Below are 23,812 nucleotides of genomic sequence, written 5' to 3' on the forward strand. Positions count from 1 at the left end.
GCACTCCTGGGTGACTGGGGCTCATCCCAGGAGCTGTGATCTGACGGCGGTCATCGCGATGAACACCACCAGCACCAGCACCATAATCGACAGGTCCAGTCCGACGCCTCCGATACGGACCACGGGGATCACTCTCCGCAGCAATTTGACCGGAGGGTCGGTCACGGTGAAGACGACCTCGAGCGCCACCGCGGGCGGGCCGGCGGGTCGCCACTGGCGCGCGAACGACCGGACCATCTCGACGACGATCCGGGCCGCGAGCAGCAGCCAGAAGAAGAACAGGACGTAATAGATCAGGAAGCCGATCGCGGTGGACACGGCTCAATCCTGTCGGAAAGCTCCGCGCTCGGCGAGCCTCCGCGCGTCGTCGGCGGACACCTCGACGTCCGCGGGGGTGAGAAGGAACACCCGGTCGGTGACCTTGTCGAAGCCCCCGCGCAGCGCGAAGACCAGTCCCGCAGCGAAATCGACCAGGCGTTTCGCCGTCGCGCCGTCGAGATCGGTGAGGTTCATGATGACCGGCACACCCTCGCGGTAGCGCTCGCCGATGGTCCGCGCCTCGGTGTAGCTGCGGGGGTGCAGCGTCGTGATCGAGGACAGGCCGGCGGCGTTGCGGTCACGCTGCTCGGGCACCGTCGACGGGGCCGGAGCGGGCGCCACCGGGGCCACGCGCTCCTCCCGCTGCGGCTCCCGGGAGGGGCCGCGGAAGGCGTCGGGATCCATCGCGAGCGAGCCGCGGACGGCCGCTCCGGCGCCGCCGCCGATGGGGGTCGGGAGCATTCCACGGTCGCCGGGACCCGTTCCCGGCTCCCGCTCGCCGCGGGCTTCCTGCCGCACGGCGCGCGCCGGACGGACCGGTTCGCGCGCCGTACGGGCGCCCCAGCCGTCGTCGTAGCCCCCGGGGCCGTCGTAACGGTCGTCGTCGTAGCCGGCCGGGTCGGCGAACCGCCCCCCACCGGACGACCAGCGGTCGCCACGCGGGCCGACGTGCTGCTCGTGGCCGCCCCGGTAGTGGTCCGGTTCGTCCACATAGTCCATCTCGTCGGCCGGGACCATGCCGAAGTAGGCCTTCAGCCGGTACATCGCGCTCATCCGCTGTCCCCTCGCAGTACTGCTCGACTCCGTGCGCGGCCAGCGCGCACCCCGCGTTCTGGCGACGGTCTCGCCGATGGCCCTGTACCCGTACCGACCAGCGATTACTCGGAGGCTATCCGCCGTTCCCCCACAAGAGCCGTACCGACACGCACCACGGTCGATCCGTGATCGACGGCGGTCTCCAGGTCGGCGCTCATCCCGGCGGAGAGCTCGACCGCACCGGGGTGGCGCTCCCGTGTCCGCCGGGCGGCCGCGGCGATCGTGGCGAACGCTCGCTCCGGCTCCCCCACCAGCGGCGCGACGGCCATCAGGCCCCCGAGCTCGAGGCCGGGCAGTTCGGTGACCAGGTCGGTCAGCTCGTCGAGCCCGTCGTCCGGCACGCCGCCGCGGTCCGGGTCGCCGTCGACGCTGTACTGGACGAGCACCGGCAGCGGACCGCTGCGCTCGCCACGGTCCCGCGCCTTCGCGACCTCCTTGTCGATCGCCCTGGCCAGCCGGGGCGAGTCGACCGACTCGATCCGTGTCACCCACGGGAGCACCGCCCGTACCTTGTTCCGCTGCAGGCCCCCGACGAAGTGCCAGCGGGCGTCCGCGTCCGGGCGGAGCCGCGCGACGTCGGCGACCTTCGTCCCGGCCTCCTGGGCGCGGTTCTCGGCGAACGCGGCGAGCCCGAGGTCGATCAGGTCCGCGACGTCACGGGCGGGGACGGTCTTCGTCACCGCCAGCAGGGAGACCGCGGCGGGGTCGCGACCGGCGGCCCGGCAGGCCGCGTCCAGTCGTTCCCGGACGGCGCCGAGACGTTCCTTCAGCTCCGCGGTGCGGTCGGGCGGGTTCGAGTCGGCCACACCGGTCATCGTGCCGCGCGTGCGGGGGCGCCGCGACCGTCGCGCACGTCACGCGGGTCGAGCCAGGTGATCGCGGCCTGCCTGCCGCACCGGCCCTCGCGACGGTGGCTGAACAGGTCGGGGTCCTCGATGGTGCAGCGCGGGTCGGTGCCGACCTTTGTCACGCCGAGGCCGGCCAGCCGTCGGGCCAGCCCGGCGCGCAGGTCGAGGCCCGCGGTGCCCGTGCGGGTGGTCGACGCGCTGCCCGGCAGTGCGGCCTCCACCTCGTCGCGCATCGCGGCCGGAACCTCGTAGCACTGCCCGCAGACGGCGGGGCCGAGCAGCACCTCCAGCCGCTCGGGGGCGGCGCCGAGCGCCGTCATCTCGCCGACGACGGCGTCCAGGACCCCGGTGGCGGCGCCGACGCGACCCGCGTGTGCTGCCCCGACGACACCGGCCTGTGGATCGCCCAGCAGCACCGGGACGCAGTCCGCGGCGAGCACGGCGATGCCGAGCAGCGGCACGTCGGTGACGACGGCGTCGACGTCCGGGACGTCCGGTGCCACACCGCCGGTCCCCGGACGGGCCCGTGGCGGCTCACGCAGGACGGTCACGTCGCGCCCGTGCACCTGCGTCAGGAACACCAGCCCGGACAGGCCCAGCTCGCGGACCACCCGGGCCCGGTTCGCCGTCACGGCCGCCGGGTCGTCACCGACGCCGAGGGACAGGTTGAACGTGGCGAACGGGCCGCCCGACCGGCCGCCCGCACGCGTCGTCGTGACCCGGCGGACGCGCGCCCCGGGCCGGGTCGGTACCTCCGGCACCGCGGTCAGCGGCGCATGAAGGGCGGGACGTCCACCTCGTCCTCCGCGGGGTCCGCGGCGGCGGGCGGGCGGGCCGCGGTGCCGTGCGAGGCCGGCGCGGAGACCGGCCCGGTGGCGTCGGCCCCCGGGGCGGCGTGCTCGTTCCGGAGGTCGGGCTGGCGCGGCGCGGGAGCGGTCGGCTGCGCCGGCGGCAGCACACCGGTCCGGTCCGCCGAGACCGACGCGGGCAGGTGCGGCGCGGTCCGGTCGGCCGCCTGCCCCTGGGCACCGGCGGGCGGCGCAGCAGGGGTGGTCGGGGTGACGGGCGAGGTCGGCGACGTCTGCTGGGTGGCCGGCGCCTGCGGCGCGGCCGGCTGGGTCGCGGCCGGCTCGGCCGGCTTCTGGGTGCCCTGGCGGAAGACCGCGGGCTCCAGCTTCTTGTGCGTCGGGGTGCCGCCCTCGAACCCGGCCGCTATCACCGTGACGCGGACCTCGTCGCCGAGGGAGTCGTCGATCACCGTGCCGAAGATGATGTTCGCCTCGGGGTGCGCGGCCTCCTGGACCAGCGACGCGGCCTCGTGGATCTCGAACAGCCCCAGGTCGGAGCCACCGGCGATCGAGAGCAGCACGCCCTGCGCGCCGTCCATCGACGCCTCGAGCAGTGGCGAGTTGATGGCCTTCTCGGCGGCCTGCACCGCCCGGCCCTCGCCGCGCGAGGACCCGATGCCCATCAGCGCCGAGCCTGCACCGGACATCACCGACTTGACGTCGGCGAAGTCGAGGTTGATCAGGCCCGGCGTGGTGATCAGGTTGGTGATGCCCTGGACACCGGAGAGCAGCACCTCGTCGGCGGAGCGGAAGGCGTCCATCAGCGAGACGCCCACGTCGCCGAGCTGCAGCAGCCGGTCGTTCGGGATGACGATCAGCGTGTCGCACTCGTTGCGGAGCCCCTGGATGCCGTCCTCGGCCTGGCCGGCACGCCGGCGGCCCTCGAACGTGAAGGGCCGGGTGACCACGCCGATGGTGAGCGCGCCGAGCTTCCGCGCGATCGACGCGACGACCGGGGCGCCACCGGTACCGGTGCCACCGCCCTCACCCGCGGTCACGAAGACCATGTCGGCCCCCTTGAGGACCTCCTCGATCTCCTCCGCGTGGTCCTCGGCGGCCTTGCCACCGACCTCCGGGTTGGCGCCGGCGCCGAGACCGCGGGTCAGCTCGCGACCGATGTCGAGCTTGACGTCGGCGTCCGACATCAGCAGCGCCTGGGCGTCGGTGTTCACCGCGATGAACTCCACGCCCTTGAGGCCGACCTCGATCATGCGGTTGACGGCGTTCACGCCGCCGCCACCGATGCCGACGACCTTGATCACGGCCAGGTAGTTGTGCGGGGGCGTCATGTGCGGCACCTTCCGTCTCGCTCGGGGTCCGGGTCCAGGGGTCAAGCTCCGGGTGCCCCGGGCCTTCGCGTGCAGACGCTAGGTCGGATCCACGGCCCGGGTCCAGCAGGCGCGCCGCGCGGCGACAACACCCCGCCCGAGTGGTTCGCGTTTCCCGGTCACGTGAAACGCGTACGGTCGCCGGCCGGTCACCCTGCGCCGACCTTCCCAGGACACGACGGGGTGCCCGCCGGCGGGGCCGGTACGCCGGACCTCGACGGCCGCCGTGCGCGACCGCCGTCCGGGTGGGACGCCCGTACCGGACGGGGGTCGGTCTCAGTCGTCGCGAACGGTCACGAGGGCCGGGCTGGAGACGTCGTAGACGGTGCCCTCGCGGCCGAGCAGCGGGCCGAGCACGGCCGCGCGCCGCTCGGTGGCGGCGCCGTCGGCCCACGGACCCCACAACACCCGGCGGCCCTCGGTGAGGCCGAGCTCGAACGTCGAGCCCGCCGCGCCCGCCGACAGCGTCTCCACCTGGTCGCGGACCGGCTGCGGCAACGCCCGCAGGACGGCCACGGCGGCGAGCGTGGCCGGGTCGTCGGGTGCGACCGACGACAGCTGGAGCACGGGCAGCCGCACGTCCGGGGGCGCCGGCCGGTAGGCGAACCCGGCGACGTCGACGAGCATCCGGCCGTCGGGCGTGTCGGCCAGCGCGACCGGGGTCCGCTCGGTGACGGCCACGGTCAGCGTGTCCGGCCAGGAACGGTCCACGTCGACGGTCGCGACGCCGGGGATCGCCGAGACCCGGGAGGCGACGGCGGCGGTGTCGACCGCCGCGAGCGGTGTGCCGATGTCGACGGCGGCGGCGTCGACGACGTCCCGGGCGGGGATCTGGCGGGCGCCGGTGACCTCGACCGACGCGACCCCGGGCCCGTACTGCGCGAGGCCCCACCACGCGGCGGCGGACACCCCGAGCAGTGCGACGACGACGGTCGCGACCAGCGCGACCGTCCGACGGCGGCGGTGGCGCGGGTCCCGGGTGCGTCCCCGGTCGGCGGACCGGGCGGCGGTGCGTTCGCGGACCGCGGCCGCGCTGCGACGCCCGGGGCGCGGGGTGCCGTCCCGCTCCCCCACCGACGGACCGATCTCCTCGCCGTCGGGCCCCCCGTCCCGGTCGGCGGCCGGGTCGGTCTCCCGCGAGCCGGACCGTCCGGACCGCCCGGACCGCTCGGCGGACCGGCGCTCACGGATGCGGCGGGCGCGCTCGGCGGCCCGTCGCTCCTGCTCGGGGGTACGCCGGCCGCCGGTGCCCGCGTCGTCGCCGTCGCCGTCGCCGTCGGTCATCGTCGCCCCCGTCCGTGTGCCTCGCCCGGCACGTCACCGCCCGGGCCGGTCATGCCCCGTCGTCGCCGACCGCCAGCTCGCGCAGGATCTCCGGGCCGAGCGCCGTGATGTCGCCGGCCCCCATGGTGATCACCGTGTCGCCGTCGGCGGCGAGCGCCGCGATCGCCGCGGGGGTCTTCTCCCACGACGGTGCGCGGTGCACCCGCTCGGCCGGCAGCCGCACCCGGTCGGTGATCAGGGCCGGGCCGACTCCGGGCTCGGGGTCCTCCCGGGCACCGTAGACGTCGAGGACCATCACCTCGTCCGCGAGCGACAGCGACGCGCCGAACTCGCCCGCGAACAGCCGGGTCCGGGAGTACAGGTGGGGCTGGAACGCCACCAGCACCCGTCCGCGGCGGCCCTGGACCACCGGCGCGGCCTCGCGCGCGGCGCGCAGGGTCGCGGCGACCTCGGTGGGGTGGTGGGCGTAGTCGTCGTAGACGGCGACGCCGCGGACGCGGCCCTTGAACTCGAACCGCCGCTGCACCCCGCCGAACCCGGCGAGCCCCTCGAGCAGGGCCGCCGGATCCTGGTCGACGGCGGTCCCGGCGAGGAACGCACCGAGCGCGTTGAGCGCCATGTGCTCGCCCGGCACGCCGAGTGCGAGCTCGTGCTCCTCGCCGCCCCACCGGAACCGGGTGCGGGACCCGACGCCGTCGGGCGCGAAGTCGAGCAATCGCGCGTCCTGCGAGCCGGTGGCGGTGCGGCCGTAGCGGCGCACGGTGGTCCCGGCACGCTCGGCGTGCACCGCGACCAGCTCGGAGCCCGGGTCGTCGGCGCAGGTGACCAGGGTGGCGCCGGGGACGAGCCGCTCCAGGAACCGCTCGAACACGGCGCGGTAGGTGGCCTCGTCGCCGTGGTGGTCGAGGTGGTCGGGCTCGACGTTGGTGACGACCGCGACCGACGGCGCGAACGCGGTGAAGGAGCCGTCGCTCTCGTCGGCCTCGACGACGAAGACGTCGCCGCTGCCGTGGTGGGCCCCGCTGCCCGACACCGACAGGTCGCCGCCGATGGCGAACGACGGGTCGGCGCCCGTGTGCTGGAGGGCGACGGTGACCATCGACGTCGTCGACGTCTTGCCGTGCGTCCCGGCGACCGCGACGAGCCGTCGGCCCTCGGTGAGCGCGGCGAGCGCGACCGCCCGGTGGACGACCTGCAGGCCCTGCTCGCGGGCGGCGGCCAGCTCCGGGTTGGTCTCCCGGATCGCGGTGGAGACGACGACCGTCGGCGGGTCCTCGCCGTCGTGGCGCAGGTGGGCGGCGTCGTGACCGACCTCGACCCGGGCACCGAGCGCGCGCAGCGCGGTGACGGTCCGGGACTCGCGGGCGTCGGAGCCCGAGACGGTGATCCCGCGGGCCAGCAGGATGCGGGCGATCCCGCTCATGCCGGCCCCGCCGATCCCGATCAGGTGGACGTGCCGGCCGAGTGCCGTGTCGACACCGCTCACCGCCCCGCCACCTCCATCACGATCCGCGCGATCTTCTCGTCCGCCTCGCCGTGCCCGGCCGCGCGGGCCCGGCGGCCCATCGCCAGGGCGAGGTCCGGATCGGTGAGCATCGGCACGAGCTCGTCGAGCGCCCGCTCGGCGGTCAGGTCCTCGTCGGCGACGAGCTTCCCGCCACCGGCCTGGACGACCGGGCGGGCGTTGAGCGCCTGCTCCCCGTTGCCGTGCGGCAGCGGGACGTAGACGGCGGGCAGCCCGACCGCGGTCAGCTCGGCGACCGTGGTCATGCCGGACCGGCCGAGGACGACGTCGGCCGACGCGTAGGCCAGGTCCATCCGGTCGATGTAGGGCATCGGGACGTACCCGGGCCGCGGGTCGGCCGGGGTGCCGTTCTTCCCGTAGGCGTGCAGCACGGAGATGCCGCGCTCGGTGAGCGTCGGCAGGATCGCGGCCACCGCCTCGTTGAGGGAACGCGCGCCCTGCGAGCCCCCGAAGACGAGCAGCACCGGCCCGTGCGGGGGCAGGTTGAAGTAGGTCCTGGCCTCCGGGCGCAGCGCGGCCCGGTCGAGCGTGGTGATCGACCGGCGCAGCGGCATGCCGACCACCTCCTCGTTCGCGAGCCCGGTACCCGGGACGGCGGTGCAGACGGCCGCGGCGAACCGCGCGCCGACCTTGTTCGCCAGCCCGGCGCGGGCGTTCGCCTCGTGCACGACGACCGGGACCCGGTTGCGGGCGCCGAGGTAGGCCGGCAGCGAGACGAACCCGCCGAACCCGACGACGACGTCGGCCTCCGCCGCCTCCAGCACCTCGCGTACCCGCTTGACGGCACCGCGGACGTTGCCGGGCAGCTTCAGCAGGTCGGCGCTGGGCTTACGGGGCAGCGGCACCGGCGGGATCAGCTCGAGCGGGTAGCCGCGGGCCGGGATCAGCTGGGTGTCCAGGCCCTTCTCGGTGCCGAGCGCGGTGACCCGGGCGCCGGGGACGAGTCGGCGGACGGCGTCGGCGACGGCGAGGGCCGGCTCGATGTGCCCGGCCGAGCCACCCCCGGCGACGACGACCGACAGCGCGCCCGGGACGGGCGCCGGCGTCTGCTCCCCCGCCGGCCGGGTGGTCGCGGGCGGGAAGGCACGGGTGCCGTCGGGGCGGGGTCCCGGGGTGCCGGGGGCTCCGGAGCCGCCCGGGGCACCGGGCACGCCCGGTCCGCCGGGGCCCTCGGGGGTTCCGGCGCCGGCGAGGTTCGTGGCCGGTGGCGGTCCCTGCGGGGCACCGGTGTCCGGCCGGTCCTGCGCACCGGGCGGCGGGAACGGGCCGCCCGGGAACGGTCCGGGCTGGCCGGGCTGGCCGGGCTGCTGACCGTGCTGGCCGGGCTGCTGACCGTGCTGGCCGGGCTGCTGACCGGGGATCGGCTGACCGCCCGGGTGGGGCGGCCGGCCGGGCGCCGCCTGGGCACCACCGGGCTGGGCACCACCGGGCTGGGCACCACCGGGCTGTGCGCCACCGGGCTGTGCGCCACCGGGCTGTGTGCCGAACCGCTGCTGCGGTCCGGTGGGGTGCTGCTGCCCCGGGGGCATCGCGTGGCCGGCGGGGAACGGGCCGGGCGGCACCGTGCCACCGGGCTGTCCCGGCCGTCCCTGCCACGCCTGCTGGCCCGGCTGCACCGGACGAGGCTGCTGCCCGGGTGCGCCCTGCTGCGGGTGCTGCCCGAATGCGCCCTCCTGCGGCTGCTGCCCGGGGGCTCCCGGCTGCCGGTACCCGGGTTGCTGACCGGGCATCGGCCGGCCCGTCTGGGCGGGGTAGGGGGGCATGCCCGGATGGGACCCGGCCACACCGGGGCCGTTCGGCCGGGCCGGTCCACCGGGCTGCCCCGGGCCACCGGCCTGTGCCGGGCCTCCGGGCTGTCCCGGGCCTCCGGCATGCGGGAAGCCTCCCGACGAGACGGCGCCGGGACCGGACTGCTGCCCCGGACCGGCCTGCTGCGCGGGTCCGCCGGCGGGCGGCTGGGCGCCGGAGGAGGCGGGACCGGTGGGTCCGACCGGGCCTCCGGACTGCGGCGGTCGGCCGGACGCGCCGCCTGCGGGGGCCTGGCCACCGGTCGACGAGGGGCCGCCCGTCCACGATGCTCCGGGGTGCGCCCCGGAGGGGCCGGGCCCACCCGGACGGCCGGGGGCGCCTGCGCCCGGACGGCCCGCGGCGGGGATCCCGCGCGGCCCGGTCGTCGAGAGCGCGGCCGCGTCGCGGCCGGTCGGGCCCTGCTGCGGGCCGGCCGCCGGGATGTCCGGTCGCGGCTCGCCCTGCGGGCCGGTGGCGGTGGTCGGCACGTCGGTGGTGCCGTCGCCGGTGTCCGGTCCCGAGCCGGTCGTGCCGCCCGGGCGGGACGGGCTGCCGGATGCGGACGCGGCAGCACCGGGGTCGGCGGCACCCGGCTCCACGGCACCCGGCCCGGACCCGGCGGCCGCGGCCTCGCCGTCCCCGGACGATCCAGGGGCCGGCTCCACGGCACCGGACCCGGCAGCACCGGACTCGGCAGCCCCGGACTCGGCAGCCCCGGACTCGGCAGGCCCGTTCCCGGCAGGCCCGGAACCAGGGGTTCCTGACCCGGCAGGCCCGGACCCGGCAGCACCGGTCGGCTCGGCACCGGTGGAGCCGGCACCGCTCGACGCGGAACCGGACCCGGCGGAACCCGACGAGGCGGACGACGGCGTGGCAGATGCCGAGGTCGCGGAGCCCGACGACGCGGGCCCCGAGGGCGCGGCTCCCGGCCGGGCGGCCCCGTCCGCCGGCTCGCCCGGGGGCGTGTCGCCCGGGGTCCCGTCGGTCGCCGCCTGCGGGCCGGTCGCCGGGTCGCGGTCCGTCCCGGCCGGGCCGTCCGGGGCGCCGTGGCCGCCGGTGCCCTGCTCCGGCGCTCCACCGTTCGGGCCGGCCGGGTGGCCGGACGGCCGGTTCCCGGGGGGCCGGGCACCGGCCCCGGACGGGGGCTGCTGCCCTCGGGGGCCGAATCCGCCGGTGCCGGGCTCCTGCGGCACGGACGGCGTGAACAGTCCGCCGGGGGGCATCGAGCCGGGCGGGGTCGGGCCGGACGAGGTCGGACCGGACGGGGCCGGGCCGGGCCCGGCGCCGGACGGACGACCGGCGGCACCGGATCCACCGGTACGCCGCGGCAGGTCACCGGGGTCTCCCCCGTCACGCGGCGCACCACCGGCGGGTGCTCCGCCGTCGCGCGGCGGGCGCGCATCACGCGGACCGGGCTCGTCGCTGCGGGAGGCACCGTTCCGGGAGGTCCCGTTCGGCGCGCCACCGTGCGGCGCGGAGCCGCGCGCGCCAGGACCGTGGGCCCCCGGACCGTGCGACCCGGAACCGTGCGGCCCGGAACCGTGGGTCCCGGGACCGTCCGTGGCGGAACCGTCCGGCTCGGAACCGTGCGGGGCCGCCCCGTTCACCCCCGTTCCACCGGGGACCGGACGGAACGACTGCCGTCCGCCGTGGGTGTACGGGTCCCACCCGGTGCCGGGCAGCCGCTGCGGGCCACGCGCCTCCTCCGGCGCGGGCACTCCGGCGGGATCCGTGCCCACGGACCGGTCGTTCGCGGACGGGTCGGACCCGGCCGGCGGGCCCGGCCACGTGCCGCCGGTCCCGGACGCGGTCCCGAAGACGACGCCGTCCGGCTCCACCGGGGACGACCCGGTCGGCCGTCCCATGGTCGGCCGGCGGGGGCCGCCGGCCGCGCCCGGTCCGGGACCACGGCCGTCGCGGCCTGCGCCGCCGTCGCCCGTACCCCCGGTACCGCCGCTGTGATCCGTGCCCGTCACGCTCTCGTGCCCCTTGCGTCGTCCGACTACGTCACGGTCCCGTGGAGGGACCTCAGGTCCTCACCGCGCCGCCCACCGCGACGCCGGTCCCGGCGTCCGGTAGGGCTGCGGCAGCGGGAGCCGCAGCAGCTTCGCCACGCGCCCCTGCCCGTCCTTCCGGAGCGCGGCGACCGCCTCCGGCTCGTGCCGGGCCGCGTTCGTGATCAGCCCGAACAGGAACATCGTCACCACCAGCGAGGTGCCGCCGGAGGAGATCAGCGGGAGCTGCAGACCGGTGACGGGCAGCAGCCCCACGACGTACCCGATGTTGATCGAGGCCTGGACGACCAGGCCCGTCGTCGACGTCGCGACCACGATCCGCAGCCACGGGTCGGTGTTGCGGGCGGCGATCCGCATCCCGGTGTAGGCCAGCGTCGCGAACAACGCCAGCACCGCGAACGCACCGACCAGCCCCAGCTCCTCGCCGATGATGGCGAAGATGAAGTCGTTGTGGGCGTTCGGCAGGTAGTCCCACTTCGCGCGGCCCTGCCCCAGCCCGGCGCCGAACAGGCCGCCGTCGGCCAGGGCGTAGAGCGCCTGGGTCGCCTGGTAGGCCGGGCCCAGCGGGTCCGAGGTCGCCGGCGACAGGAACGCGGTGATCCGGCTCGCCCGGTAGCCGGCGGTGAGGCCGAGCAGCGCGGCGCCCACCAGGCCGCCGCCCGCGATCAGCGCGAGCAGCTTCAGCGGGGCGCCGCCGAAGTAGAGCAGGGCCAGCATCACGATGCCGACCGAGATCGTCATGCCCAGGTCGGGCTGCAGGACCAGCAGCGTGAAGATCACCAGGGTGACCGGCACGACCGGGTTCAGCGCGTGCTTCCAGCGGTGCATCACGGCCCGCCGCGCGACGAGGACGTGCGCACCCCACAGGGTCAGCGCGATCTTCACCATCTCCGACGGCTGCAGCGACACCGGCCCGAACGCGAACCACGACCGGGCACCGCCGCGGATCGCGCCGACGCCGGGGATCAGCACCGCGATCAGCGTCCCGATCCCGATAATCAGCAGCACGGGCGCCGCGGCGCGCAGCCGGCGGGGCGGCACCCGCACCCCGATGTAGAACAGCACCAGCCCCACGCCGCAGAACATGAGCTGACGGGTGAACACGGAGTACGCCGACCCGGTCGACACCGACGACGCCGACAGCACCATGACCAGGCCGAACAGGGTCAGCAGCCCGAAGACGCCGAGGACCAGGTGCAGCGAGGTGAGCGGCCGGCGCAGCCAGCGCCGTAGGCGTCGCATCCCGCCCTGGACGCCGGCCGTGACGGCCTGCCCCGCGGTGCGCTCCGGCGTGCCCGGGCTCATCGGGACAGCCCTCCGGCCGGGGCGCCGAGTCCGGCGACGGCGGCCGCGAACGCGTCGCCCCGGTGGGCGTAGTCGCGGAACTGGTCCATCGACGCGGCCGCCGGGGCCAGGAGCACGACGTCGCCGGGCCGGGCCAGCGCCGCCGCGCGGCGGACCGCGGACGGCATGGGGTCGGGGCGGGCGTCGGTTCGGGCGGGATCCGGCAGGTCGGAGGGCGCCATCCCACCATCGTGGACCGCCGCGACCTCCTCGACCGGGAGGCCGGGCGTGTGTCGGGACAGCGCCTCGACGATCGGTGCCCGGTCCGTCCCGATCACGACGATCCCGGCCAGCAGTGCCGCGTGTTCCCTGGCCAGCCTGCCCAGCTCGTCCGGCGCGACGCCCTTCAGGAGCCCGCCGACGACCCACACCGCGCGGGCGCCCGGACGCCGGGCGGCGATCGCGGCCAGCGCGGCACCGGCGGCGTGCGGGTTGGTGGCCTTGGAGTCGTCGAGGTAGACGACGCCGTCGTGCTCGCCGGCCGGGGCGCTGCGGTGCGGCCCCGGCGCGAACGCCGCCAGCGCCGTCGTGATGTGCCGGGCCGCCACGCCGTACGCGCGGGCCAGTGCCGCCGCGGCGAGCGCGTCGGTCACCCCGGGCGGTCCCGGCGGGACGACGGCGTCGGCCGCCAGGAGCTCCCCGCCGCCGAACGCCCGGTCGACGAGCGTGCCGTCGACGACCCCGAGCTGGTCCGGCCCGGGCTCGCCGAGGGTGATCCCGACGCGGCGCGGCGCGGGCGCGGCGGCGAGCAGGCGGGCGGCGACCGGGTCGTCCACCCCGCCGACCGCGACGGCTCCGGTCAGGGCCCGCGCCTTCGCCGCGGCGTACCCGTCCCGGCCGCCGTGCCAGTCCAGGTGGTCCTCGGCGACGTTCAGCACGACACCCGCCGCCGGCCGCACGGACGGCGACCAGTGCAGCTGGAAGCTGGACAGCTCGACCGCGAGCACCTCGTGCCCCGGGCCGGGCGCGCTCACCGCGCTCACCACCGGGTAGCCGATGTTCCCGCAGGCCACCGAGCGCAGCCCGGCCTCCTGCAGGATCGCGGCGAGCATCTCGGTGGTCGTCGTCTTGCCGTTGGTGCCGGTGACGACCAGCCAGGACGGCGGGGTCGCCCGCGCGGCACCGAGCCGCCACGCCAGCTCGGGCTCGCCGATGACCTCGGCGCCCACCGCGGCGGCCTCGGCGACCAGCGGGTGCTCCGGACGGCGGCCCGGCGAGGTGACGACCGTCGCGACCCCGTCGGGCAGCCCGGCGCCGGGCCACGGCTCGACGCCGTCGGGCAGGGTGTCCAGCGCGGCGGACGAGTCGTCGGAGACCAGGACGCGGGCTCCGGCGTCGCGCAGTGCGGTCGCGGCGGCCAGCCCCGAGATCCCGGCACCGGCCACCAGCACCGGACGTCCCGCGAAGCCCGCGCCCGTCACGCCGAACCCGACGCCGCGAGCCACTCGCTGTAGAAGATCCCCAGCCCCATCGCCGCACAGATCGCGGCCAGCAGCCAGAACCGGATGATGACCGTCGTCTCGGCCCAGCCGGCCAGCTCGAAGTGGTGGTGGAACGGGGCCATCCGGAACAGCCGTCGCCGGGCCGTGCGGAACACCAGGATCTGCAGCGACACCGAGAGCGCCTCGACCACGAACACGCCACCGATCACGACGAGCAGCAGCTCCGTGCGGGTGACCACGGACAGCCCCGCGAGAAGCCCGCCGAGGGCGAGCGAGCCGGTGTCGCCCATGAAGATCCGGGCGGGCGCGGCGTTCCACCACAGGAAGCCGATGCAGCCGCCCATCGCGGCCGCGGCGACCAGGCCGACGTCGAGCGGGTCGCGGACCTCGTAGCAGCCGGCCGACGCGGCGACCGCGCAGCTGTTGCGGAACTGCCAGAAGGCGATGATCACGTAGGTGCCGAGCACCATCGCCGCCGTGCCGGCGGCGAGGCCGTCGAGCCCGTCGGTGAGGTTCACCGCGTTCGACCAGGCGGCGACGATCAGGTTGCAGAGGATCACGAACCCGACGACGCCGAACGCCAGCACCGGGATGTCCCGGACGAACGACAGGCTCTCCGAGGCCGGGCTCAGGTTCCGTTCGTTGGCGAACCGGACGGCCAGGATCCCGAAGATCGTCGCAGTCAGGACCTGCCCGACGATCTTGGACGTCTTGTTCAGGCCGAGGTTGCGCTGCCTGCGGATCTTGAGGAAGTCGTCGAGGAAGCCGACCACGCCGAGCGCGGTGGTGAGGAACAGGACCAGTAGCGCCGAGGCCGTGATCGGCTCCCGGGTGAAGGCGTGCGAGCCCAGGTAGCCGACCCAGATGGCGAGCAGGATCGCGACGCCACCCATCGTCGGCGTGCCCCGCTTGGACTGGTGGCTCTGCGGACCCTCCTCGCGGATCTCCTGCCCGAAGCCCTGCTTCGCGAAGAACCGGATCAGGTACGGCGTGAGCAGGATCGACACCGCGAGCGCGAGACCCGCGGCCAGGAAGACGCCCCTCACCGGCGCACCAGCCCTTCTGCGTCGTGGCCCAGCAGGCCCGCGGCGACCCGCTCGAGACCGGCGCTGCGCGAAGCCTTGACCAGCACGACGTCGCCCGGGGCGAGCTCCGCGCGCAGCAGGTCGAGCGCGGCACCGACGTCGCCGACGTGCTCGGCGCCGTCGCCGTAGTCGGGGGCGCCGACCGCGACGACGCGTGCGACGCCGGCGTCGCGGGCCCGGCGGGTGGTGTCGGCGTGCGCCTCGGCGGCGCCGTCGCCGATCTCGGCCATCGGGCCGAGCACGGCCCACGCCCGCCGGTCGGGGCCCGCCACCGAGGCCAGTGCGGACAGCGCGGCCCGCATGGCCTCAGGGTTGGCGTTGTAGGCGTCGTTCACGACGGTGACGCCGTCGGCGCGGTCGGTGACCTCCATCCGCCAGCGCGAGGCGGGCCCGGCAGCGGACAGCGCCTCCGCGATCCCCTCCGGCGTGCCGCCCAGCTCGAGGGCGACGGCGGCCGCGGCGAGCGCGTTCGACACCTGGTGGGCGCCGACCAGCCGGAGCGACACCGGGGCCGACCCGGCCGGGGTGACCAGGCGGAACGAGGGGCGCCCCGCGTCGAGGGTCTCGTCCTCGGCACGGACGTCGGCGCAGGCCGACCGGCCGAAGGTGACGACACGCGCGGGGGTGCGGCTGCGCATGGCCAGGACCAGCTCGTCGTCGGCGTTGAGGACGGCGACGCCGCCCCGCCCGCCGGGCAGGTCCCCGGGCGGCAGCGCCTCGACGAGCTCGCCCTTCGCGGCCGCGATCCCGGCCCGGGACCCGAACTCGCCCAGGTGGGCGGAGCCGACGTTCAGCACGACGCCGATCCGGGGCGGCGCGACCGCGCACAGGGCGGCGATGTGCCCCGCGCCGCGGGCGGAGAACTCCAGCACCAGGTGCCGGGTCGCGGCGTCGGCGCGCAGCGCGGTCCACGGGGTCCCGAGCTCGTTGTTGAACGACTCCGGGGGCGCGACCGTGCGGCCCAGCGGCGCCAGCACCGCGGCCAGCAGGTCCTTGGTGGAGGTCTTGCCCGCGCTGCCGGTCACGCCGACGACGGCGAGTCCGGGCAGCGCGCCCAGGACGTGCCGGGCCAGCCTGCCCAGCGCGGCCAGCACGGCGGCGCCGTGCCCGTCGGGATCGACCGACCCCAGGTAGGTGTGCGCGTCCCGCACCTCGGCCGGGGGCGCGACCACCGCGGGGGCGTCGACCGGGCGCCCGGCCAGCACCCCGGTCGCGCCGCGGGTCACCGCCCCGGCGGCGAAGTCGTGGCCGTCGGCCCGCTCACCGGGCAGGGCCAGGAACAACGCGCCCGGGCCCGCCTTCCGCGAGTCGAACTCGACGGCGGTCACCGGGACGGCGGCCTGCTCGTCGGAGACCCCGTGCAGGGTGCCGCCGGTCACCGCCGCGACCTCGGCCAGCGTCATCTCGATCATCGCTCGATCGCCTCCACCGGCTCTGCCCGTCCTCCTGTCGTCCCAGCTGTCGTCCCGGACGTGCTCGCGCACGTCGCGGTACAGGTCGTCGCGGTCGTCGCAGTCGTCGCAGTCGTCGTCATGAGGCCGCACGGATCGCGTTCACCAGCTCGTCCGCGTCGTCGAACGGGTACTTGACCCCGTGCACCTCCTGACCGGTCTCGTGGCCCTTGCCGGCGATCACGACGGCGTCGCCGGGGCGCGCGGACCGCACGGCGTACACGATCGCGCTCCGCCGGTCCCCGATCTCGATCACGTCCCCGCGGGCGGGCTCGTGCATCGCGCCCTCCAGCATCGCCCTGCGGATCGTCGCAGGCTCCTCGCCGCGCGGGTTGTCGTCGGTGACGACGAGCGTGTCCGAGCGGATCGCGGCCGCGGCACCCATCAGCGGGCGCTTGCCGGTGTCCCGGTCGCCGCCGCAGCCGAGCACCGTGATCACGCGGGCGTGCGGGTGGATCTGGGCGCGCAGTGCGTCCAGCAGCGCGGCGACGGCGGCGGGCTTGTGCGCGTAGTCGACCACCGCGAGCCAGGGCTGCCCGGCGTCGACCCGCTGCATCCGGCCCGGCACCGACAGCCGGGCGAAGCCCTGCGCGGCGACCTCGGGCGGGATGCCGTCGGCGTCGAGGCAGGCCAGCGCCACCAGGGCGTTCGCCACGTTGTAGCGACCCGGCAGCGCCAGCGTGACGGCCTGGGCCAGTCCGCCCGGCCCGACGGCGGTGAAGGTCTGGGTGCCGTCCGGGTGGGCCACGAGATCGCGCACCGTCCAGGTCGCGTGCGGGCCGGCCGGGTCGGAGCCCACCGTCACCGCGTCCGGGCGGCGGGAGGCGAGCTGGCGGCCCCACTCGTCGTCGATGCAGACCACGCCGTGCCGGGCCGCCTCGACGCCCGCACCGCCGCCGCCGAACAGCCGGGCCTTGGCCTCGAAGTAGTCGGTCATCGTCGGGTGGAAGTCCAGGTGGTCCTGCGAGAGGTTGGTGAAGGCGCCGACCGCGAACCGCGAACCGCCGACCCGGCCCAGCGCGAGCGCGTGGCTGGAGACCTCCATCGCGACGTCGGTGACGCCGGCCTCGACCATCACCGCGAACAGCGCCTGCAGGTCGGGCGCCTCCGGCGTGGTGAAGGCGCTGGGCAGCGCCCGCGGCTCCTCGCCCGGCACCTGCACCCGGGTCCGGACGGTGCCGAGCAGCCCGGTGGACCGGCCGGCGGCGGTCAGGCCCGCCTCCAGCAGGTGCCCGACGGTCGTCTTGCCGGACGTGCCGGTGACCCCCAGCACCCGCAGCCGGGCGGTCGGCTCGCCGTAGATCGCCGCGGAGACGGGGCCGAGGACCTCCCGCGGCGCCGGGTGCACGAGCACCGGCAGCCGGGAGTGGCGGATCTCCGGACGGTCCGCGCCGTCCGCATCGGTGAGCACCGCGGCCGCTCCCCCGGCGATCGCCTGGGCGGCGAAGTCGGCGCCGTGCGCGCGGGCACCGGGCAGCGCGGCGAACAGGTCGCCCGGACGCACCGAGCCCGCCCGCAGGGTGGCGCCGGTGACGACGTGCGGTCCCGCGGCGGCGTCGAGCAGCGGGCCGGGACCGGTCCCCGCGGTGCGCGGGTTCAGCTCGGCTCCGGCGAGCCGTCCGAGCAGGGCGACGTCGACCGGGCGGACCGTCTCCGGCCGGTCGGGCAGCTGGTCACGGGTCACCGGCCGGGCTCCACCCTCGGCACGGGGGGCGTACGCAGCGTGGACGTCGGGCACAGCGCGGGAGGTTACCGACCGGCGGCAACCGGCCCTGCGGCCGGTTCCGGCTCGGAGGACCGCTCGCGGGCGTCGTCACGACGGGCGGTGGGACCCGCGTCACCGTACGGCCGTACGACGACACCGATGCCGCCATCCGGCGCAGGCGCACGGCCGGTGAGCGGGCCGTCACGGGCAGCCCGGACCGCGACCGGCGTGCCCCGTACGGGTGAGCGGCACCGGGGACCGCCCGACGCACACCGGCGGCCCCCGGCCGTGTCACTTGATCTGCAGCGTCTGGACCGGCGGCGGGGTCGTCCGGACCGGGATCCCGTCCCGCTGTGCCAGGTAGGACGCGATGTCGTGGAACAGCGGCGCCGCGCTGGTCCCGGCCTTCGGCGCGTCCAGCATGATCCCGATCACGAACCGCGGGTCCTGCGCCGGGAGCATCCCGGCGAAGGTGATCCAGTACTGGGACCGCGAGTAGGCGCCGGTCTCCGGGTCGACCTGCTGGGCGGTACCGGTCTTGCCGGCCACCTCGTAGCCGGGGACGGCGGCGGCCGGGCCGGTCCCGGCCTGGCCGCGCTCGTTCTGGGTGACGGCGGTGAGCATCGTCCGCAGCGTCTGCGCGGTCTGCGGCGACATCACCTCGACCGGCGCAGCCGCCTCTGCCGGGACCCGCACGCCGTCCGGGCCGGTGGTCGAGGCGACGACCCGCGGCGGGATGCGGACGCCGTCGTTCGCGATCGCCTGGTACATCCCGGCCATCTGGAGCACGGTCATCGACAGGCCCTGCCCGATCGGCAGGTTGCCGAACGTCGACCCGGACCAGGTCGCCCGCGGCGGGACGACGCCGGCGCTCTCGCCGGGCAGCCCGATCCCGGTCCGCTGGCCGACGCCCATCCGCCCGAGCATGTCGGAGAACGCGTCCGGGCCGACCTTCTGCGCGGTCATCAGGGTCCCGACGTTCGACGACTTCGCCAGCACCCCGGTGAGGGTGTAGCGGTCGAGACCGTGTGCCCAGGCGTCCTTGATCGTCCGGTCGGCGAACTCGATGCTGCCGGGGACCTCGAGCACGTCCTCCGGCTTCACGACGCCGGCCTGCAGCGCCGCCGCCATCGTCACGACCTTGTTGACCGAGCCCGGCTCGAACGGCGTCGTGACGGCCTTGTTCCCGAGCGACTTCGGGTCCGAGGTGAGCAGCTGCGCCGGGTCGAAGGAGGTGTTGTCCGCCAGCGCCCGCACCTCCCCGGTCTCCCGGTCGAGCACGACGGCGGAGCCGCTGCGGGCGCCGGAGTTCGCGGCGTACTCCGACAGCATCCGCTGCACCTGGTGCTGCAGGTCCGAGTCGATCGTCAGCTGGACGTCCGACCCGGACACCGCGGGCTGCTCGGACCGCACGCTGCCCGGGATGACGGTGCGGCTGCCCTCCGCGGTGTCGGCGACCTGGAACCCGTCCTGGCCGGCGAGCAGGCCGTCGTCGGAGGACTCCAGCCCGATGCGGCCGACCAGCTTCTGGGCGTCGGCGCTCCAGGTGGCGGCGCCGATGATGTTCGACGCGAGCGTCCCGCCCGGGTACTGGCGTGCCTCACGGCCCTCCTCGGCGATCTCCGGGAACTTCTCCCGCAGGTCCCGCGCCGGGGCCGGGTCGACCGCCGTCGCCATGACGACGTACCCGCGGTCGGTGTTCAGCGCACGCTCGAGCTCCGCCGGGTCGCCCTTCGTGACGGCGGCGACGGCCGTGGCCATCGCGTGCTTGTAGGCGACCGCCTCGGCGCCCTTCGTCTTGTCGATCAGCCGGGGGTTGGTGACCAGCGCCTTCGACTCGGTCGAGAAGGCGAGGACGTTGCCGTCCTTGTCGGTGATCGCGCCGCGCTCCGCGGGGATGGTGATCCGGCTGGCGCGCTGCTTCTCGGCGTCCGCGGTGAGCGTGCCGGCCTGCACCGTCTGCACGAACACGAGCTTCGTGCCCGCGACGAGCAACAGCGCCGCCAGCAGCACCCAGGCCAGACGCAGCCGGAAGCGCGGGTCGTCGGCCGCGGAGCGCCGTCGCCGGGGGCCGCCGGACCGCGGCGGGCCCCCGCCGGGCCGCCGGGGGCGGGGCGGGGCGTAGGCCATCAGTCCCGGCCCGCGGCCCGGGTGTCGGCGGGGACCTCGCGCTCGGCGCCCTCGGGCGCGGCGCCGTCCGGCCCCTGCTGCCCGTCCTGCGGCGCGTCCGCGGCCGGGGCGTCCGCCCGGGCCCCGGCCGCCGCGGCGGCGTCACCGCCGTCGGCCTCCGGGTCCGAGGTGGTGCCCTGCGGTGCGGCCGGCGCGGCGGGCTGCGGCGCATCGGGTGCGGGCGGCGGGGCCGCAGCGACCGCGGCCTGCGGCTCCCCGACGACGTCGACCCGCCCGTCCGGCGCGACGACCAGCCGGGCCGGGTCGGAGACCGGCACCATGCCCTGGGCCGCGGCGCGCTGCGCCAGCGAGGCCGGGCTCTCCAGCACCGAGACCTCCTTGCGGAGGGCCTCGGACTGCTCGGTCAGGCCGCCGGTGCGCTGGCGGGCCTCCTGCAGCGCGTAGGAGTCGGCGGCCGCGGCGGTCGACAGCCACAGCGTCGCGATCAGCCCGACGGCGAGCAGCACCATCACGACCAGCACGAACTTCGCGCGACCGGTGTTCTCCCGTGCCGCGCTGCGCCGGCGCTGGTCCTGGGCCCGCCGGGCGTCGCCCGGCCCCCGCTGCGCCGGGATCCGCGGCGGGGCAGCCGTCCGGCGGGTCTGCGGACGCGGCCGGCCACCGCCCGGGGTACCCGGGCGCTCGATGACGGGTGTGCTCATCGGGATTCCTGCCTCTCCGCCGTGCTGGTCGTGCCGGTCATCCGCGTTCGCCGCCGTCGGGTCCGGGCCCGGTGGCGCCCCCGGTCCGCTCGGCCGCACGCAGCCGCACCGGGGCGGCCCGCGGATTGCGTTCGATCTCGTCGTCGGACGCCGTCTCGGCGCCCCGGGTCAGCAGCCGGAACTCCGGCTCGTGCCCGGGCAGCTCGACCGGGAGGTCGAGCGGGGTCCGCGAGCGGGTGCGCTCGGCGAGGGCGCGCTTGGTGATCCGGTCCTCCAGCGAGTGGTACGACAGGACGACGATCCGGCCGCCCGGGGCGAGTGCGTCGAACGCCGCGGGCAACGCGTCCCGCAGGACGTCCAGCTCGGCGTTGACCTCGATGCGCAGCGCCTGGAACGTCCGCTTGGCCGGGTGCCCGCCGGTGCGGCGGGACGCGGCCGGGACGACCCCGTAGAGCAGCTCGACGAGCTCGGCGCTGCGGGTGAAAGGCCGCTTCTCCCGGTTCCGGACGATCGCGTTCGCGATCGGGCCGGCGAAGCGCTCCTCGCCGTACTCGCGCAGGATCCGGCGTAGCTGGGGCGCGGTGTAGGTGTTGAGCACGTCGGCGGCGGTCGGCCCAGTGGTCGGGTCCATCCGCATGTCGAGATCCGCGTCGCGGGAGTAGGAGAAGCCGCGCTCGACCTCGTCGAGCTGCAGCGAGGAGACGCCGAGGTCGAAGAGGATCGCGTCGGCCGGCCCCACGCCCGTCTCGTCGAGGGCCTCGCCGATCCGGTCGTAGACGGCGTGCACCGGGCGCAGCCGGTCGGCGTACGCGGTGAGCCGGCGACCGGCCAGGTCCAGGGCCTGCGGGTCGCGGTCGAGCCCGACGACGGTCAGCTGCGGGTGTGTGGCGAGCAGGGCGGCGGCGTGGCCGCCCATGCCGAGGGTGGCGTCGACGTAGACGGCGGGCCGGTCCGCGATCGCCGGGGCGAGCAGCGCGGAGACGCGCTCCAGGAGGACGGGGGTGTGCCGCTCGGCGGGTGACGGGTCCGGCCCGGTGCTGTCCACGTCCACCCCCCGGTGCCGTCGTCCGTCCCCGTGGTCCGTGCTCCCGGCCCCGCGCCGCCGGCGTGGTCCCGGATCCGGTCCCGGCCCCTCGCGGGGCCGGAACCGGTCGATCCTGTACGTAGGTCGTGCCACGTCGCCGGTTCCCACAACCGGTCCCGCCGCACTCCCGGTGACGCGGGCGTCGCCGCCCCACCCGAACTCCCCAGTCGGGGTGGGGATCCGGCGCCGCCCCCACCCGGGGACCGTGCCGTCCGGACCTGGCACCGGGGAAGGTGTGCCAGGGCCGGGCGATCACGGCACCCGGGTCGGGACGGCGACGGTGCTGCCGCCCGTGTCGTTCCTGTGCCGCTCGTCCTCCCACCCGCCAGCGGGAGTCAGAACAGCCCGGGCAGAACCTCGTCCTGGGCCTTGGCGAACTCGTCCTCGTGTCGCTCCTGGTACTCCTGCCAGGCCTGCGCGTCCCAGATCTCGGCACGCGTGAACGCGCCGATCACCACGCAGTCCTTGGACAGTCCGGCGTACCGGCGGAGCTCGGACGTGATCGCGATCCGGCCCTGGCCGTCGGGGTTCTGCTCGTCGGTGCCCGAGAAGAGGTTGCGCTGGAACACCCGCGCCGACTCGTTCGTCAGCGGGGCCGCGGCGACCTTGCGCGCCATCTCGGTGAAGGCGTCACGGGTGAACACGTAGAGGCAGTGGTCCTGCCCTTTCGTGATCATGCAACCGCCTCGCAACTCGTCGCGGAATTTGGCCGGCAGCGTGAGCCGCCCCTTGTCGTCCAGCTTCGGGGAATAGGTGCCGAGGAACACCGACCCCACCTCCACCTGGGGCACCTGTTCGCCCCAGCGATCACCACAGTACCCCACAACCACCCACCGTCAACCCGAGCAGGGTCCGGTCTCCGGGGTTCATCCGGTGTTTCCGCAGGTGACAGGCGGTGGGGAGTCGTGGGGAGCGGCGCGGCGCCACCCGGTAGCGGGACGTCCGGGGCCCAGATCCGGCCCGATCACCCCCCTTCTCCCCCACCGGACGTCATCGCAGGTCAGAGCGCGATTCGGCCGGATCGGGGCACGAGTGGTGGGAAGAGGTGGGGGCGACGTGGGGGGCGCCGTGGGGGGCGTCGTGGGGGATCCGGTGGGGGGAGGTGGGGGCAGCCGGTCCGACCGCCCCGCACCCCACTCCGTCCCGCCCCACACCCCGCCGTCGTGCGGCCCCGCCGTCCCGCGGCCCCGCCGTCGTGCGGCCCCGCACCCCGCCGCACCCCGCGACGTTCTGCCGCACTCCGCGACGTCCTGCTGCACCCCTCTGCCCCGCGCCGCGCCACCACACCCGCCGCACCCGCCGCACCCCGCGACGTTCTGCCGCACCCCCCGGCAGCGCGCAGCACCCCACGCAACGGGTGCCTCGGACCGCCGGTGGGTGCGCCGAGCCGTCGAGGGGTGCGGCGGCGGGCGGCGGAGGGTGGCCGGCACCGGAGGGCGGCCGGCACCGGAGCCTGTGCATGCCCCGGTTCGCGGCGGGATGGCGCGGCCCTCCCCGGTGGCCGCACCCCATTGCCGTGCGCCGCACCCCATTGCCGTGCGCCGCACCCGTTGCACGGGGTGCGCGGCGTCGGCACGCGGTGCGCGGAACCGGCGCGGGGTGCACCGAACCGGCACGCGGTGCGCGGAGCCGGCGCTCGGTGCGCCGAGTCGGCACGGGTGCGCCGAATCGGCGCGCGGTGCAGGGAACCGGCGCGGGGCGCGCCGAGCCGGAACGGGGCGCGCCGAGCCGGTTGGGGGGCGCCGAGCCGGTCGGGGGGCGCCGAGCCGGTCAGGGGGCGTCGGTCGACCGAGGGGCACCGAGCCGGCGAGGGGCGTCGAGCGGACACGGGGTGTGCCGATTCCTGCGTGGCCGGCGACGGGCGCCGCCGATGCGCTCGCGGCCGTCGGGGTGGTGGCGTCGCCCCGGCCCGTGCCCGCCCCGCGTCGACGCGCCCCGCGACGACCCTCCGTGGCCCGGCGAGCACCGCCCGTGGCGGTCCGCGGTCCCCGGCGCGCCCGGTTTCCGGGCCCGTGTCCGGCCGGGTGCGACGATCGGTACGACCGTCCGGAGCAACGGTCGTCCGCCGGGAGCGGTACCCGTCCCCCTGCGTGCGAGGTT

At 76.4% G+C, this 23,812-nt stretch carries 18 protein-coding genes; 1 reads left to right on the top strand and 17 read right to left on the bottom strand.

From position 1 onward, the window contains the following. Positions 1-21: 21 nt before the first annotated feature. The 8 genes from AD017_RS02765 to murG all read right to left on the bottom strand — a co-directional run bounded on the left by AD017_RS02765 (position 22) and on the right by murG (position 7,989). On the bottom strand, positions 22-318 hold the full coding sequence (locus AD017_RS02765; RefSeq protein WP_060572668.1) for a YggT family protein: 297 nt from the start codon (positions 316-318) through the stop codon (positions 22-24). Between the two features lie 3 nt (positions 319-321). Continuing rightward, on the bottom strand, positions 322-1,092 hold the full coding sequence (locus AD017_RS02770) for a cell division protein SepF (RefSeq protein ID WP_029239207.1): 771 nt from the start codon (positions 1,090-1,092) through the stop codon (positions 322-324). Positions 1,093-1,196: 104 nt separating this feature from the next. Next, complete coding sequence (locus AD017_RS02775; protein ID WP_060572669.1) at positions 1,197-1,940, bottom strand: YggS family pyridoxal phosphate-dependent enzyme; 744 nt, start codon at positions 1,938-1,940, stop codon at positions 1,197-1,199. Positions 1,941-1,945: 5 nt separating this feature from the next. After that, a complete protein-coding gene (pgeF, locus tag AD017_RS02780) occupies positions 1,946-2,743 on the bottom strand; it encodes a peptidoglycan editing factor PgeF (protein ID WP_060572671.1) in 798 nt (265 codons plus the stop codon). 5 nt (positions 2,744-2,748) lie between these two features. Then, on the bottom strand, positions 2,749-4,119 hold the full coding sequence (ftsZ, locus tag AD017_RS02785; protein WP_060572672.1) for a cell division protein FtsZ: 1,371 nt from the start codon (positions 4,117-4,119) through the stop codon (positions 2,749-2,751). A gap of 315 nt (positions 4,120-4,434) precedes the next feature. Next, positions 4,435-5,442, bottom strand: coding sequence for a cell division protein FtsQ/DivIB (locus AD017_RS02790; RefSeq protein WP_060572674.1), 1,008 nt, complete (start codon positions 5,440-5,442; stop codon positions 4,435-4,437). Positions 5,443-5,491: 49 nt separating this feature from the next. Further along, positions 5,492-6,865 (bottom strand): UDP-N-acetylmuramate--L-alanine ligase, encoded by a 1,374-nt coding sequence (murC, locus tag AD017_RS02795; protein WP_238592056.1) that lies wholly within the window; start codon positions 6,863-6,865, stop codon positions 5,492-5,494. Positions 6,866-6,924: 59 nt separating this feature from the next. Further along, positions 6,925-7,989, bottom strand: a complete 1,065-nt coding sequence (gene murG, locus AD017_RS02800; protein ID WP_060576197.1) for an undecaprenyldiphospho-muramoylpentapeptide beta-N-acetylglucosaminyltransferase — start codon at positions 7,987-7,989, stop codon at positions 6,925-6,927. 291 nt (positions 7,990-8,280) lie between these two features. On the opposite strand from murG, the gene AD017_RS34315 reads away from it, so the two are divergent. Next, positions 8,281-9,519 carry a hypothetical protein gene (locus AD017_RS34315; RefSeq protein ID WP_145986076.1) on the top strand — a complete coding sequence of 413 codons (1,239 nt, stop codon included), beginning with the start codon at positions 8,281-8,283 and terminating at the stop codon, positions 9,517-9,519. 1,272 nt (positions 9,520-10,791) lie between these two features. Here AD017_RS34315 and ftsW read toward each other — a convergent pair. From ftsW to mraZ, 9 genes are all read right to left on the bottom strand, one after another. After that, complete coding sequence (gene ftsW / locus AD017_RS02805) at positions 10,792-12,075, bottom strand: putative lipid II flippase FtsW (RefSeq protein ID WP_010238102.1); 1,284 nt, start codon at positions 12,073-12,075, stop codon at positions 10,792-10,794. After that, the gene (gene murD / locus AD017_RS02810) at positions 12,072-13,559 is read right to left on the bottom strand and encodes a UDP-N-acetylmuramoyl-L-alanine--D-glutamate ligase (RefSeq protein ID WP_227013355.1); all 1,488 of its coding nucleotides are present in this window, start codon (positions 13,557-13,559) and stop codon (positions 12,072-12,074) included. Before murD ends, ftsW begins: the two co-directional genes overlap by 4 nt. Next, positions 13,532-14,602, bottom strand: a complete 1,071-nt coding sequence (gene mraY / locus AD017_RS02815) for a phospho-N-acetylmuramoyl-pentapeptide-transferase (RefSeq protein ID WP_010237031.1) — start codon at positions 14,600-14,602, stop codon at positions 13,532-13,534. The genes murD and mraY overlap by 28 nt, the downstream gene beginning before the upstream one ends. Beyond that, positions 14,599-16,053 carry a UDP-N-acetylmuramoyl-tripeptide--D-alanyl-D-alanine ligase gene (gene murF / locus AD017_RS02820; RefSeq protein ID WP_060576199.1) on the bottom strand — a complete coding sequence of 485 codons (1,455 nt, stop codon included), beginning with the start codon at positions 16,051-16,053 and terminating at the stop codon, positions 14,599-14,601. Before murF ends, mraY begins: the two co-directional genes overlap by 4 nt. A gap of 118 nt (positions 16,054-16,171) precedes the next feature. Then, positions 16,172-17,776 (bottom strand): UDP-N-acetylmuramoyl-L-alanyl-D-glutamate--2,6-diaminopimelate ligase, encoded by a 1,605-nt coding sequence (locus AD017_RS02825; RefSeq protein ID WP_060572678.1) that lies wholly within the window; start codon positions 17,774-17,776, stop codon positions 16,172-16,174. 312 nt (positions 17,777-18,088) lie between these two features. After that, positions 18,089-19,927: a penicillin-binding protein 2 gene (locus AD017_RS02830; RefSeq protein ID WP_082399018.1), complete on the bottom strand. Its 1,839-nt coding sequence runs from the start codon at positions 19,925-19,927 to the stop codon at positions 18,089-18,091. After that, complete coding sequence (locus AD017_RS02835) at positions 19,927-20,628, bottom strand: septum formation initiator (RefSeq protein WP_145982637.1); 702 nt, start codon at positions 20,626-20,628, stop codon at positions 19,927-19,929. The genes AD017_RS02830 and AD017_RS02835 overlap by 1 nt, the downstream gene beginning before the upstream one ends. A gap of 37 nt (positions 20,629-20,665) precedes the next feature. Continuing rightward, the gene (rsmH, locus tag AD017_RS02840; RefSeq protein ID WP_060572681.1) at positions 20,666-21,679 is read right to left on the bottom strand and encodes a 16S rRNA (cytosine(1402)-N(4))-methyltransferase RsmH; all 1,014 of its coding nucleotides are present in this window, start codon (positions 21,677-21,679) and stop codon (positions 20,666-20,668) included. Positions 21,680-22,047: 368 nt separating this feature from the next. Then, positions 22,048-22,479, bottom strand: coding sequence for a division/cell wall cluster transcriptional repressor MraZ (gene mraZ, locus AD017_RS02845; protein WP_010234933.1), 432 nt, complete (start codon positions 22,477-22,479; stop codon positions 22,048-22,050). Positions 22,480-23,812: the final 1,333 nt, after the last annotated feature.

It is taken from the genome of Pseudonocardia sp. EC080619-01 (assembly GCF_001420995.1).
Classification (GTDB): Bacteria; Actinomycetota; Actinomycetes; order Mycobacteriales; family Pseudonocardiaceae; genus Pseudonocardia.